This window comes from Rhodococcus ruber, assembly GCF_027270735.1.
Classification (GTDB): domain Bacteria; phylum Actinomycetota; class Actinomycetes; order Mycobacteriales; family Mycobacteriaceae; genus Rhodococcoides; species Rhodococcoides rubrum_A.
This window is the reverse complement of sequence record NZ_JAPWIJ010000004.1, coordinates 455538-470147: the sequence shown is the minus strand read 5'-3', so window position 1 is coordinate 470147 and position 14610 is coordinate 455538. Positions and strand designations below refer to the sequence as shown.

Genomic DNA, 14610 nt, shown 5'->3' with positions numbered 1-14610 from the left:
CAGCCTCGAACTACCGCTCCGAACAGAGAAACTGTCACTGCTGACTGTAGAAACCGGTCTCGGCGATGCGCCTGCGCTCCTGCGGCGATACGTCGACATCGGCGGGCGAGAGCAGAAAGACCTTCGTCGCCACCTTGTCGAAGGAACCGCGGAGCGCAAATGCCAGACCGGCAGCGAAATCGACGAGTCGCTTGGCGTCCGCGTTGCTCATCTCCACCAGGTCCATGATCACCGGGGTGCCGTCGCGGAAGCGCTCACCGATCGTGCGGGCCTCGCTGTAGTCGCGGGGACGCAGTGTGGTGATCTTCGACAGCGGACCGCCGTCGTCGACGATCGGGCTGCGCCGAGTTTCCGCCCGCACGTCCATGCGGGTGTCCATTGCCAGTGCGCCGCGAGTGGCGGCACCTCGGCTCGACGGTGCCGATGCACGCCCTCGGCCGCCGATCGGGGCCAGGGTGGCCGCCGGACGGGGAGCCTCGTAATCGTCGTAGTCGTCGTCGAGTTGAGCGTGCCGAGATCCGCCGAACGACGGCTTCACGAACTCGCGTTCGTCGAGCTCGTCGTAGCTGTCACGCCCACCACGGGAGCCGCGCCGCGTGTCCGGATCGTCGAGGTAGTCGTCCTCGTAGTCGGCGAGCGGAACCATGCCGAAGTACGCCTTGAACTTGTGCAGGGTGCTCATCGTTCTGCCTTCCGTGGAGTGTGTCTACCGTCGATCCTCAGGTTCGCAAGTGTCTGTTGTGACTGATGTGATCCGTGGACTGTCATTGCGAGGTTATCGGCCGGGCCCCGAGTATTGCGGTACCGACACGCACGCACGTCGATCCGTGGCGCACAGCAGCTTCCAGGTCTCCGGTCATACCGGCCGATAGCTCGAGTGCCTCGGGATGATCGAGCAACAGACGATGGTGGAGATTCTCGAGGTCGGCGAATGCGGCCTCCGGTTCGGCGTCGAGAGGCGGCACCGCCATCAACCCGGCCAGACGCAACCCTGCTGCGTTCGACACAGCCTCGGCGAGCTCGTGGAGTTCGTCACGTTCGACTCCTCCGCGGTGCACATCGCCGTCGAGACTGACTTGAAGAAGCACGTCGAGTTCCGACCGACGCGCGCCCTCGTCCAGAGCGGATGTGGTCGCCTTCGACAGTGCCGCCACGAGCCTCGCACTGTCCACCGAATGGATGGAATGGGCCCAGGCCGCGACGGACTTCGCCTTGTTTCGCTGCAGGTGTCCGATCATGTGCCACCGCGGCGGATCGGCGAGGAAATCCTCGGCCGTATCGGCAACCTTCGGCGATGCGTCCTGCTCTCGGGATTCGCCGAAGTCGCGGCAGCCGAGCCGGTACAGGATGCGCACGTCCGACGCCGGAAAGAACTTGGTCACCGGAAGCAGGGCCACCTCGGCGGGGGTGCGTCCGGCGTCGACGCACGCACGGCGCAACCGTTCGCGGACCGTCGTCAACGCCGTCTCGATCTCGATGGCACGGTCCGCGACCGGCCCGCCGTCTTCGATGGGTTCGCTCATGACATCCCCTTCCGCCGGCTCAGCGACCGGGCGCTGCGGGCTGCTCGTCTGTCGATGCCTCGTCTGTCGATGCACTGTCCATCCAGACCACGCTGGCGATCCGGCCGGTCGACCCTTCCCGGCGGTGGCTGAACAGAGTTCTGTCCTCGATGGTGCAGCGCGGATCCTGTGCCACGGCCGACACTCCGGCCGCGAGCAGTTGGGCCCGGACACCGGCGGGAATGTCGAGTCCCGGCGTGTTGCGAACCGTCGTCGTCGCGCTGCCGGGGAGATGCTTGTCGACGTCCGCACGCATCGCTGCGGGCACCTCGTACTGCCGACCACTCGCGGCCGGACCGAGAAATGCACCGATCCTCGCGGGTACTGCACCGAGCTCGACCATGGCATTCACGACCCGAGGCACGATGCCGATACGGGCACCGACCCGACCTGCGTGCACGGCGGCGATCACTCCGGCTTCCTCGTCGGAGAGCAGGATAGGTACGCAATCGGCGGTCAACACCACGAGCCCGAGGTCACGCTGTGTCGTCACCAATGCATCGGTCATCGGCACCGGCTCGGCCACGGGACCGTCGACCACAGTGACCGTGCGCCCGTGGACCTGTTCCATGAAGACGAGCCGCTCGACGCCCATTCCCAATCTCTCGCCGAGACGACGGCGGTTGGCCTCGACAGCAGACGGGGCGTCGCCGACGTGATCGCCGAGATTGAAGGTGTCGAACGGGGGTGCCGAGACACCGCCCGCTCTCGTCGTCGAGACGCGTCGAACGCGGAACGGACCAGCGGATGCGGTACCGCTCACCGCCGCATGAAGGACGGTACGTCGACTTCGTCTTCGCCCTCGTCCTCGGCGATGGGCACCCGACGGCCGGAGCCGACGCCCTCGCGGCCCTGCCCGCCGCCGGATTCACGGCTGGACGACTCACGGTTGGACGAGCTCGACGAGTTCAGCGGCGGCAGGCTGCTGGCACTCGGTGCACCGACCGGGTCACGGAACACAGCACCCTCGGAGCTCTCGTTCGTGCGCGAGGACACCTCTCCGGAGCGGGCCGATCCGATCGGACCGCGCGTGGACGTGGCCGCTTCGACCGGGCGGCGCGTCGGGGTACCGCCGTCGAAGCCTGCGGCGATGACGGTCACCCGAACCTCGTCGCCGAGTGAATCGTCGATGACCGTTCCGAAGATGATGTTGGCATCGATGTGGGCTGCCTCCTGCACCAGCGACGCAGCCTCGTTGATCTCGAACAGACCGAGGTCCGAGCCGCCGGCGATGGACAGCAGCACTCCGCGTGCGCCTTCCATCGACGCTTCGAGCAGCGGCGAGTTGATCGCAGATTCGGCGGCCTTGATCGCGCGACCTTCGCCGCGGGAGGAGCCGATACCCATCAGCGCACTGCCTGCGCCGGACATGACGCCCTTGACGTCGGCGAAGTCGACGTTGATCAGGCCCGGGGTGGTGATGAGATCGGTGATGCCCTGGACACCGTTGAGCAGCACCTCGTCGGCGCTGCGGAATGCATCCATGAGGCTCACCGCTGCATCGCCGAGCTGAAGCAAGCGGTCGTTGGGGATGACGATGAGCGTGTCGCAGGACTCCCGAAGCTGCTGGATGCCGGTATCGGCCTGCCCGCCGCGCCGCTTGCCCTCGAACGAGAACGGCCGAGTGACGACGCCGACGGTCAGCGCACCGAGCTTGCGGGCGATGTTGGCGACAACGGGAGCGCCGCCGGTACCGGTTCCGCCACCCTCGCCTGCGGTGACGAAGACCATGTCGGCACCCTTGAGCACCTCTTCGATCTCGTCCTTGTGGTCGTCTGCTGCGCGGCGACCCACCTCGGGATCGGCACCTGCGCCGAGCCCGCGGGTCAGTTCGCGGCCCACGTCGAGCTTGACGTCTGCGTCACTCATCAGCAAGGCCTGAGCGTCGGTGTTGACCGCGATGAACTCGACTCCCTTGAGTCCCTGTTCGATCATGCGGTTGACCGCGTTCACGCCGCCGCCGCCGATGCCGACGACCTTGATTACGGCGAGGTAGTTGTGCGGGGGCGTCATGGGCTCTCGCCTTCCATGGGTTGTTGCGTGAAAAGTGGAAAACCCTCAACCTAAACCACAGGCTTAGAGTTATGTCAAGTACTGAACTGCTCGGAACGCTATTCATCACCGACGGCTATCGCCATTAGGCGCGCCGACGCCGCGCCGGAAATATGCGTCACTCGCGCCGAAATTACTTCGTGGTGGGTAGATCCGGACTCGACACGTCGAAGATCTGCCCGGGCTGCGAGAGCAAGGCGATCGCCACCGCAGCCTTGCGCTCCGAGTTGTCCTTGCTACCCCACACCACGGTTCGCCCGTCGAGCAACAGAATCGAGATGTCGGACAAGGTGCTCGCTCGCAACTCTCCCACCTGATCTCGCAGCAGCGGCGGAAGCGTATCGAGCACCGCGAGAGCATCTTTCGTCACCGCATCACCGAACACCGGATTCTCTGTCACCAGCCGCACAACTCCCGGCGGCGGAGGTGCGATCGCGAAATCCACCCCGGTGGAATCGAGCAGATGGGCACCGTCCGGAGAATCGAAGAACGCCACCGGCGTTCGCTCCTCGACAGTCACCTGCACTGTCGACGGATACTTGCGCTGCACGCGCACCGTCGCCAACGCCGGAATCGTGGCCACCCGCTGCGCCGCTGCAGCCGTGTCCACCCGAACCAGCGGCAGACCGGCGGGAACGTCGAGCAGGTCGAGGATCTCCTGCTCGGACACCGAGGACTCCCCCGCGACCGTGACGCTCCGAACCGACAGCAGCGGCGTGAAGTACACCAGCGCAGCCGATCCCACCACCACGACAACGACGGCAAGCGCAATCAGCACGGCCTTGCGACGCGACCGCTTCACCCGAGCGCGCTCGTGCTCCCTGGCCAGGGCGCGCGCCTGCTTGTCGCTCATCGGCGATGGTGAATCATTCTCTGCTGCAGCTGTTCCCGACCTCGAAGAACGGACTCGATCGGAGCGGCGGGTCACGGCGCCGGCCGATCCTTCGGTACGCCGCGGCCGGTCGCAGCACCGAAATCGGTTTTCGAGCGAAGTGCGTCCAGAATCGGTCCGCCGAGCATCGTCACGTCACCGGCCCCCATGGTGATGACCACGTCGCCGGGCCTGCTCAGATGAGCGACCTGCTTGGCCACCAACGACAGATCCGGTTGATAGTTCACCGGTTTGGTCACCGAGGCGGCAACCAGTGCTCCCGTCACACCGGGCAACGGTTCCTCGCGTGCACCGTAGACATCGAGCACCACGATCTCGTCCGCCAACGACAACGCAGCACCGAACTCCTCGGCGAACGTGGCGGTCCGCGAATACAGGTGCGGTTGGAACACCACCACGACCCGCCCCCGCTCGAGACCTGCGCGGTCCTGGCCGGCGACGAGAGCCTGCGCTGCGGTCAACACCGCGCGCACCTCGGTGGGATGGTGTGCGTAATCGTCGAACACTCGAACGCCGTGCTCTCGACCGGTGAACTGAAAACGTCGATGAACTCCACCGAAGCCGGTGAGTCCGGCCAACAGTTCTTCCGTACCGGCACCCACCTGACGCGCCGCGACGAACGCCGCAAGCGCGTTGAGTGCGGTGTGCCGTCCAGGAACACCGAGCCGAACCGTGCGGGCCGCATCCTCACCGGCGATCTGCAGCTGCGCGACGCCGCCGATGTCCTCGGGCTCCCACGCCAACAGTCGAACAGCCATCTCGACCGGTCCGGCGTCGACGTCGGACGACCCGTAGCCGAGCACCGTCACGCCGGGCAGGTTCTTCTCGACCACCCGGCGAGCCAGCGCTGCCGAACCCGGATCGTCCATGCATGCCACGAGCACGCCGCCGGGGCGCAGCACAGCGGCGAAGTCGTCGAACACCTGCACGTAGGCCTCGGTGGTGCCGAAGTGGTCCAGGTGATCGGCCTCGATATTGGTCACGATGATCACGTCGGCCGTGTACTGCAGCAGCGAACCGTCGCTCTCGTCCGCCTCGGCTACGAACACGTCGCCGCTTCCGTGGTGCGCATTGGTCCCGGCCTCGTTGAGCTCCCCGCCGACGGCGAACGACGGATCGAACCCGCAATGCTGAAGCGCGACCACCAGCATCGAGGTGGTCGACGTCTTCCCGTGGGTGCCCGAGACCAGCAATGTGCGGTAGCCCTGCATGAGGGAGGACAGCACGGCCGGCCGCAGCACCACCGGAATTCCGCGCATCCGGGCCTCGACCAGCTCTGGATTGGTCTTCGGAATCGCGGCATGGGTCGTGACGACGACAGTGGGGCCGCCGTCGATCATGTCGAGCGCACTGGCGTCGTGACCGATGCGAACCTGCGCACCACGTGCACGTAGCGCGAGCACACCACGTGATTCCTTGGCGTCCGATCCCGATACCTGCCCGCCGCGAGCCAGCAGGATGCGCGCGATACCGGACATTCCGGCACCACCGATACCCACCATGTGTACTCGTTCGAGCTCTGCCGGCAATTCCGACATCGCCGCACCGTCAATTGTCACGCGGACGTCTCCCTCGTTCTCTTCGCATGCGCGACACCGCCCGGATCACCGTCTCGCCGCGTGCGCAGTATCGAGCACGATCTGCGCTACGGCCGCTGCTGCTCCTTTGTGCCCGGCACCGGCCGCGGCCCGAGACATGGCAGCAATCTTCTCCGTGTCGTTCAGCAGCGCGACCACCGTGTCGGTCACGTACTGCTCGGTCAATGTCGCATCGGACACCAGGATGCCACCTCCGGCGTCGACGACCGGACGGGCGTTGAGCTCCTGCTCGCCGTTGCCGTGCGGCAGAGGTACGTACACGGCGGGCAGGCCGGTCGCGGACACCTCGGCGACCGTCATGGCACCGGAACGGCAGATGGCCAGGTCCGCGGCCGCGTACGCCAGATCCATCCGGTCGATGTACGGCAGCGCGACGTACGGAGCGTTCGGGTTGCATTGTTCGACGTCGAGAGAGTTCTTTGGTCCGTGCGCGTGCAGAACCGAAATACCGGCCTCGGCGAGCGCAGACGAGGCACCGGAGACTGCGTCGTTGAGTGATCGGGCTCCCTGCGAACCACCGAACACCAGCAGCACCGGGCCGTGCTCGGGCAGACCGAAGTGTTCCCGGGCCTGTGCACGCACCGCCTCGCGGTCGAGTTCGGTGATGGTGGGGCGCACCGGGATTCCGATCACTTCCGCGTCGGCTGCGCCGCGCGCCGCGATACCCGATCCTGCTACGGCCGCGAGCACCCGTCGAGCGGACCGAGCCCCGACCTTGTTGGCGATGCCTGCCCTGGCATTGGCTTCGTGAATGACCACGGGAAGTCGGCCACCGCGACCGAGCAGCCGTCCACGCGCGGCAAGATAGGCGGGCAGCGCGACGTAACCACCGAAGCCGACGAGTACGTCGGCCTCGACGGCCGCGAATATCTCCCTGGTTCGACGCACCGATCGCACGACGCGGACCGGCAGCTTCAACAGGTCGACGGTGGGCTTACGCGGCAGCGGCACGGGCGGGATGAGTTCGAGGGCGTACCCACGGGCCGGTACGAGCGTCGTCTCCAGGCCGCGGCTGCTGCCGAGAGCGGTGACGGTGACGGTGGGGTCGAGGACGCGGAGGGCGTCGGCCACGGCGAGCGCCGGCTCGATGTGCCCGGCCGTTCCGCCTCCGGCGACCACGACTGAGATCGGTCGAGAGGTCTGCTTCACCGTCGATATCCTCGCTCACCCGAGCGAACGGGTGGGCGACCGGGTTGCGGTTCCGGTCGCGGACGGTACGAAGTCTGAGGTTCGGGACGAGGCCGGGGGGACGTCCGGGATCCTGCGGGGTACCCGGCCGACGGCTCACGACGCTGCGGTTCGGAGCGGCGAGCCCGGCCGCGGAGCGAATCGCCGCGTCGGTCGGTCGATGCGGGCGACATCGTGTCTGCCCGAGAACTCGACACTCGGGTACGTCCCGGCTCGGGTGCGCGCGATCCTCGCCCGTCCTTACCCCTGCGGGCCTCGAGACGCTTGCGATCCTGAGCGGCCAGGGTGGGGCGAGTGGACTTCGAGCGAGCCATCGCGGCGCGTTGAGGCGAGAACACCGCGGGCAACGGAAGCTTGAGTGCACGAGCGATTCGACCCTCCTGCCCGGCGTGCAGGGCCGCGATCGCTTCCGGCTCGTGGCGGGCAGCGCTTGCGATGATGCCGAACATCAACAGGGTGATCGCCGTCGATGTGCCGCCGTAGGACACCAGCGGCAGCTGCAGACCGGTCACCGGCAGCAGGCCCACGACATAGCTGATGTTGATCATGGCCTGACCGAACACCCAGCAGGTGGCACCGGCCGTCAACAGGCGCAGGAAGGGATCGACCGAACGCATGGCGATGCGCAGGCCCGTGTAGACGAACAGGCCGAACAAGCCGATGACCGCAAGGCAGCCGATCGTGCCGAGTTCCTCACCGATGATGGCAAAGATGAAGTCGTTGTGCGCGTTGGGAAGATAGCTCCACTTTGCGCGGCTCTGTCCCAACCCGCGGCCGAACAAACCGCCGTCGGCCAGCGAGTATTTCGCCTGGGTCGACTGGTAGGACAGTCCCGAGGTGTCTTCTCCCGGGTTGAGCCAGGCCTTCACGCGGTTGGAGCGGTAGCCGGCGGTGAACGCGAGCACAGTCGCCAGCGCCAGACCCGTCAGCAGCACCGCACCGAACAACCGGGCGTTGAGGCCGGCGAACCACAGCAGGGCCACCAGAATGATGCCGAGAGCGATCGCCGTACTCAGGTTCGGCTGCAGCACGACCAGCAGACACATCAGCAGACCCGCAGGCAGCAGCGGCACCAGCAACGACTTGATGTTGCCGTGTTCGCTGCGACGCGAGGCCAGCAGGTGCGCGCCCCACAGCACCAGCGCAACCTTGGCCAGCTCGGACGGCTGGAACGAGACGACGCCGAAGTCGAACCAACGTCGCGCACCCTGACGCTCGGCACCGATTCCGGGAATCAGCACCAGCATCAACATCGTGATCGAGACCAGGAACAGCGGAAACGACAGCTTCCTGAGGTACCGAACCGGGAGTCGGAGCGCGACGTAGAACGCGACGACTCCCAGCGCCACTCCGATCAACTGCTGAGTGAACAGCGCATATCCGGACTCGTCGGCCGCGAAGGACTCGGCGGACGACGCCGACAGCACCATCACCAGGCCCAGCACCGTCAGCAGTACCGCGATCGTGACGATGAGGTGGAACGACGCCAACGGACGGCCGAACCACAGGCCGATTCGAGTGCGGGGCGGTGAGGTGCGGCGAGGTGGGCGCGGCCGCTGAGCAGCGGTGGTCACGAGCGCGGCGATCCGATGTCGGCGAGGCCCAGCTGCAGCACGGACTCGGCGAAGCTTCGGCCGCGATGGCCGTAATCGACGAACATGTCCAGTGATGCAGCCGCGGGAGCCAGCAGGACCGTGTCCCCCGGCGCAGCGCGTCCGGCCGCATGGGCGACAACCGCCCGCATCACCGCATCAGCATCTTCAGCACCATGAGTCACACCAGCATCGTCTCCCGAAGGGAGCCTGACGACCGGAACATCGGGCGCGTGTCGCGCCAAAGCCTGTGCGATCTGCATCCCATCGCGGCCGAGCACCACCGCAGCAACGAGTCGATCGGCGATCTCCACGACCAGATCGTCGATCACGGCACCCTTGAGCAACCCGCCCGCGATCCATACGACGCGCTCGTGGGCCAGGATCGACGAACGAGCGGCATGCGGATTCGTCGCCTTCGAATCGTCGATGAACGTCACTCCGCCGAGGTCGCGCACCACCGCCGCGCGATGCGGTCCCACCCGATAGCTCTGCAGACCGGTACGAACCGTATCTGCCTGCACCCCTATCGAGCGAGCCAGCGCGGCGGCCGCCAGCGCATCGAGAATGCCGGAGGGTCCACTCGGCTCGACGTCCTCGGCTGCGAGGAGTTCGACGTTCTCACCGAAGGCGTTGTCCACGAGTACGCCCGACCGCACTCCCAGCTCGCCCGAGGCGGGTTCGCCCAACCGGAAACCGACGACGTCGTCCGCAGGCGAGCCCGCGGCCAGACTCGCCGCTCGCGCATCGTCGAGGCCGACGACAGCGACGTCACCGGACAGCGCTCTAGCTTTGGCGTGGACATATCCGTCCATGCCGCCGTGCCAATCGAGGTGATCCTCGGCGATGTTGAGCACCACCCCGGCCGCCGGATGCACCGACGGAGCCCAGAACAATTGGAACGACGACAGTTCCACAGCGAGAACACTCGGATGTGGGGTGCGTCGTAACGCGTCGGCGATGGGGAGTCCGATATTTCCGCAGGCCACGGACTCGATCGCGGCCGCCTCCAGAATCGACGCCAACATCGAGGTGGTGGTCGTTTTCCCGTTGGTTCCGGTGACCACCAGCCAGCGAGTTCTCGGTCCGTACAGCTCGGCTCTGTCCACGTGCCAGGACAACTCGACATCGCCCCACACCGGAATGCGCTGTTCTGCGGCAGCGGCCAACACCGGAGAATCGGGACGGAAGCCGGGACTGGTGACAACGAGCGAAAACGCTGCCAGCGCCGCGGGATCGCCGAGCAGGTCGTCCTGCAGCACCACCGCGGCACCGATACTCGACGCCCCGTCGAGCGCGCCGCGATCGGAATCGGTGACTGTGACGACGGCCCCGAGGTCCAGCAATGGGCGCACCACGGCGAGGCCGGACACGCGGGCACCGGTCACCAGCACAGAACTACCGCGCAACCACGTCAGGTCGATCGAAGATTCGTTCATGCCTATCCGCCGACAGCAGCGAGGTACTCGCTGTAGAACAGGGCGAGTCCGACGGCCGACGCGATGGCGGCCAGCAACCAGAACCGGATGATCACCGTCGTCTCGGCCCACCCCGCCAACTCGAAGTGATGATGGAACGGGGCCATGCGGAACACGCGTCGGCGACTGGAGCGGAACACCGCGACCTGAATGACGACCGACGCAGCCTCGGCGACGAACAGCGCACCGATGACGACCATGATCAGTTCGGTCTTGGTGACCACCGACAGACCTGCGATCAGGCCGCCGAGGGCGAGAGACCCGGTATCGCCCATGAAGATCTTGGCCGGGGCCGCGTTCCACCACAGGAAACCGATGCATGCGCCCGCAGCGGAGGCGCAGACCAGAGCCAGGTCGAGAGGGTCTCGAACGTCGTAGCATCCCGGGGCAGGCCCGGCGGGGCCGGCGCAGGCTTGTCGGTACTGCCAGAACGTGATGACGGTGTAGGCACCGAGCACCAACGTCATCGACCCGGCGGCAAGGCCGTCGAGGCCGTCGGTGAGGTTGACCGAATTGGACCACGCGATCACCAGGAGGCAGACGAAGAACACGAACACGACAGCCGACATCGACCAAGTGGCGATGTCGCGAACGTAGGAGAGCTGAGTACTGCCGGGAGTGAGCCCGCTGTCGCTGCGGAACTGCAGTACCAGAATTGCGAACAGCACCGCCGCCGTTATCTGACCGACGTACTTGCCGGTGGCGTTCAGGCCCAGGTTGCGCTGCTTGCGGATCTTGATGAAGTCGTCGAGGAAACCGACGAGCCCGAGCACCGTCGTCAGTCCGAGGACCAGCAGAGCAGAGGCCGACGGACCGTCGGCGTCGTACCCGATCCCGATAAGGTGAGAGCCCCAGTAACCGGCCCAGATTCCGACCAGAATGGCCACGCCGCCCATCGTGGGCGTACCACGCTTGGACTGGTGACTCGCCGGACCTTCCACTCGAATCTCTTGACCGAAGCCTTGTTTCGAGAAGGTCTTGATCAGTATCGGGGTCAGCAGAATTGCGACGGCGAGCGCGATGCCGCCGGCGAACAGGATCTGCCTCACTGCTCGCCCTCCGCGAAGACGCTCGACTCGGCCAGGACGGCGTCGGCGACTGTCCACATGGCGCCGGACTGCGATGCTTTCACCAGAACGATGTCGCCGGGACGCACCTCGTCGAGGAGCACCGCGATCGCCGACTCGCGGTCGGGTACGAGCATCGACTCCTCGCCCCACGAACCTTCCATGACCGCCCCTTGATGAAGCGCCCGGGTGGGACGTCCCGAGTCGACGATGATCAACCGATCGACGTCGAGTCGCACGGCCAGTCGGCCGATCGCGTCGTGCTCGACCACCGAGTCGGCACCCAGTTCGCCCATCTCTCCCAGAACCGCCCAGCTGCGACGCTTGGGCCCGTCGTCACGGCGCGACATCGAAACCAGGGCCTTGAGTGCGGCGCGCATCGAATCTGGGTTGGCGTTGTAGGAATCGTTGACGACGGTGACCCCGTCGGCGCGAGTACGCACGTCCATCCGCCTGATGGACGTCGGAGCAGCAGTCGACAATGCGTCGGCCACCTGCGCCACCGTTGCTCCGCATTCGAGCGCGACGGCCGCTGCCGCGAGCGCGTTGCCGACCTGGTGCTCACCGTGCACCGCCAGCGTGATCGCTGCGGTGCCGGCCGCGCATTCGAGCGTGAACGACGCGCGAGCGTCGGTATCGACCTGCACGTCGACCGCTCTGACGTCCGCATCGGCGCTGCGTCCCACCATGACGACCGATGCCGTTGTCCGCGTCGCCATCTCGGCAACCAGACGATCGTCGATGTTGAGGATCGCCACTCCCCCGTCGGCGGCACTCGGCAGAGCCTCGACGAGTTCACCCTTGGCCAACGCGATGGCCGCACGCGACCCGAACTCGCCCAGGTGCGCCGTGCCCACGTTGAGCACTACCCCGATCCGCGGAGGCGCGAGCTCGGCAAGTTCGGCGATGTGGCCGATTCCCCTGGCCGACAGCTCGAGACACAGGAAGTCGGTATCGGCGTCTGCCCGCAGAGCCGTCCACGGGTGGCCGAGTTCGTTGTTGAACGATCCGGGCGGGGCCACCACCGAGCCGAGCGGTTCGAGTACCGCGGAGATCAGATCCTTGGTGGAGGTCTTTCCCGACGATCCCGTCACACCGACGACGGTCAGGCCGTGCTCTGCGGTCAACTCGAGCACCGAGGCCCGGGCCAGAGCTCCGAGTGCGGTCAAAACCGCCGAACCGGAACCGTCCGGATCGTTCTCGAGCGCCATTGCACGACTGTCGTGCGGGACCGGATGGACGACCACGGCCGGTACGCCGACCGGACGCGCGGCCAGTACCAACGCCGCACCTGCGGCAACCGCGTCGGCGGCGTGGTCGTGACCGTCCGCCTTGGCTCCGGGAAGGGCGAGAAAGATGCTGCCGGGGGTCACCTTGCGGGAATCGAACTCCACCGGTCCTGGCACCACAACCGTCGGGTCAGACACGTCGTGCAGTGTGCCTCCGACGATCTCGGCGATACGGCCCATCGTCAGCGGTATCACCGGACGCCCGCGCTCGTGCCGACCAACCGCGCGTCGATAGCCGAGGCGAGTACCACTCTGTCGTCGAACGGGTGCTTCACCCCTGCGATCTCCTGGCCGGTCTCGTGCCCTTTTCCTGCGATCAACACAACGTCCCCTTCGCGCGCCCACACCACGGCCTGTTCGATCGCCGCCGCGCGGCCTGCCACATTTCTGACTTCACCACGAACATCGTCCGGCACGGACAGCGCTCCGTCTTCCACGGCCTGCCTGATGACGGCCGGGTCCTCGCTGCGCGGGTTGTCGTCGGTCACCACGAGGAGATCGGCTCCCCGCGCCCCGGCTGCACCCATCAGCGGACGCTTGGCGGTGTCGCGGTCTCCGCCTGCTCCGAGCACGACCGCAATCCGTCCACGGGAGGATTCGCGCAACGTCGCCAGTACGGCCTCGACGGCCGCGGGCTTGTGCGCGTAGTCCACAACGGCCAGGAAGTTCTGACCTCGATCGATGCGCTGTACGCGTCCGGGCACGTCGACCGTCGCGAGCCCCGCCGCCGCCGTCGGCACGTCGACACCGGCCGCCGCGCAGGTCGCCAGCGCCAGCACGGCATTCGCCACGTTGTAGCGACCCGGGAGTCGGACCGAAACCGGCAGCGAGAGGCCGTTCGGATCGGCGACGACGAACGACTGCGTGCCGTCGTCGTGCTTGGCCCAGTCCGACACCGTCCATTGCGAGTCGTCACCGGTGGATGCGGTCACCACCGTCGACCCGGCCGCGCGAGCGATGTCTGCCATCCGCACACCCCACGCATCGTCGACACAGACGACCGCGGTGTCGGCGCGTACAGCGGAGTCGGCCGCGAAAAGCCGACTCTTCGCCAGGAAGTAATCCTCGAGCGAGTCGTGAAAGTCGAGATGGTCCTGAGAAAGATTGGTGAACGCTCCGACCGCGAAGCGGGTTCCGTCGACTCGGCCCAGAGACAACGCGTGCGAGGACACTTCCATCACCACTGTGTCGACCCCCTCTTCCACCATCACGGCGAAGAGCGCGTGCAACTGCGGTGCCTCGGGCGTGGTGAGTGCGCTCGGTACGTACCGACCTGCGACGCGTGTCTCGATGGTGCCGATCAACCCGCACCGACGACCGGCGGCCGTCAGGCCTGCCTCGACCAGATACGACGTCGTCGTCTTCCCCGAAGTTCCGGTGATCCCGACGACGGTCATCTTCGACGAGGGATTGCCGTAGATCAACGCGGACACCGCACCCAACACCTGCCGCGGACGATCGTGCACGAGCACCGGAACCTGTCGGTCGACGCCGGCGAGGGCGCGCACCACGATCTCGAGTCCGGCGGGGTCGGTGAGAACGGCCACGGCACCGCGACCGACCGCGTCCGCCGCGAATTCGGCTCCGTGGCGAGACGAACCGGGCAACGCCGCGAAGAGATCACCGGACAGGACGGACTGTGCTCGCAGATCGATGCCGGTCACGCGCACGCCTGCGGGGTCTCCGGCACCGATCGTGGCTCCGGCCGCGGACGCCACCTCGGACACCTCGGTGTGCGGTGGGTGCGCCGGACGTGAACCCGGAGCCGGTTGTGAATCCGCTGAGACAGTCACTCCTGCTCCCTTCCTCTCTACTGCAGGGCGCGCGCCTGCCCGGCTCGATCACGCCGCGGCGGCGGCCGAACGAACGCGCCCGAACCGATGTGTCAGATT

12 protein-coding genes are annotated in these 14610 nt (G+C 66.7%); all 12 read right to left on the bottom strand.

What is annotated here, in order from left to right; all coding sequences use genetic code 11:
- Positions 1–34: 34 nt before the first annotated feature.
- Positions 35–682 carry a cell division protein SepF gene (locus O4220_RS12200; protein ID WP_269604486.1) on the bottom strand — a complete coding sequence of 216 codons (648 nt, stop codon included), beginning with the start codon at positions 680–682 and terminating at the stop codon, positions 35–37.
- A gap of 82 nt (positions 683–764) precedes the next feature.
- Complete coding sequence (locus tag O4220_RS12195; RefSeq protein ID WP_269604484.1) at positions 765–1523, bottom strand: YggS family pyridoxal phosphate-dependent enzyme; 759 nt, start codon at positions 1521–1523, stop codon at positions 765–767.
- A 19-nt stretch (positions 1524–1542) separates the two neighbouring features.
- A complete protein-coding gene (gene pgeF, locus O4220_RS12190; protein ID WP_269604481.1) occupies positions 1543–2325 on the bottom strand; it encodes a peptidoglycan editing factor PgeF in 783 nt (260 codons plus the stop codon).
- Positions 2322–3575, bottom strand: a complete 1254-nt coding sequence (ftsZ, locus tag O4220_RS12185) for a cell division protein FtsZ (protein ID WP_269604480.1) — start codon at positions 3573–3575, stop codon at positions 2322–2324. The genes pgeF and ftsZ overlap by 4 nt, the downstream gene beginning before the upstream one ends.
- A gap of 172 nt (positions 3576–3747) precedes the next feature.
- Positions 3748–4467, bottom strand: a complete 720-nt coding sequence (locus O4220_RS12180; RefSeq protein ID WP_269604479.1) for a cell division protein FtsQ/DivIB — start codon at positions 4465–4467, stop codon at positions 3748–3750.
- Between the two features lie 71 nt (positions 4468–4538).
- Entirely contained in the window at positions 4539–6044 is a 1506-nt protein-coding gene (gene murC, locus O4220_RS12175; protein ID WP_269604617.1) for a UDP-N-acetylmuramate--L-alanine ligase, read from the bottom strand.
- A gap of 66 nt (positions 6045–6110) precedes the next feature.
- Positions 6111–7253: an undecaprenyldiphospho-muramoylpentapeptide beta-N-acetylglucosaminyltransferase gene (gene murG / locus O4220_RS12170; RefSeq protein WP_269604478.1), complete on the bottom strand. Its 1143-nt coding sequence runs from the start codon at positions 7251–7253 to the stop codon at positions 6111–6113.
- On the bottom strand, positions 7250–8866 hold the full coding sequence (gene ftsW / locus O4220_RS12165; RefSeq protein ID WP_269604477.1) for a putative lipid II flippase FtsW: 1617 nt from the start codon (positions 8864–8866) through the stop codon (positions 7250–7252). The genes murG and ftsW overlap by 4 nt, the downstream gene beginning before the upstream one ends.
- Positions 8863–10323 (bottom strand): UDP-N-acetylmuramoyl-L-alanine--D-glutamate ligase, encoded by a 1461-nt coding sequence (gene murD / locus O4220_RS12160; RefSeq protein WP_269604476.1) that lies wholly within the window; start codon positions 10321–10323, stop codon positions 8863–8865. The genes ftsW and murD overlap by 4 nt, the downstream gene beginning before the upstream one ends.
- 2 nt (positions 10324–10325) lie before the next feature.
- Complete coding sequence (gene mraY, locus O4220_RS12155) at positions 10326–11411, bottom strand: phospho-N-acetylmuramoyl-pentapeptide-transferase (protein ID WP_032379042.1); 1086 nt, start codon at positions 11409–11411, stop codon at positions 10326–10328.
- Entirely contained in the window at positions 11408–12913 is a 1506-nt protein-coding gene (locus O4220_RS12150; RefSeq protein WP_269604473.1) for a UDP-N-acetylmuramoyl-tripeptide--D-alanyl-D-alanine ligase, read from the bottom strand. Before O4220_RS12150 ends, mraY begins: the two co-directional genes overlap by 4 nt.
- Positions 12910–14511 carry a UDP-N-acetylmuramoyl-L-alanyl-D-glutamate--2,6-diaminopimelate ligase gene (locus O4220_RS12145; RefSeq protein ID WP_269604471.1) on the bottom strand — a complete coding sequence of 534 codons (1602 nt, stop codon included), beginning with the start codon at positions 14509–14511 and terminating at the stop codon, positions 12910–12912. Before O4220_RS12145 ends, O4220_RS12150 begins: the two co-directional genes overlap by 4 nt.
- Positions 14512–14610: the final 99 nt, after the last annotated feature.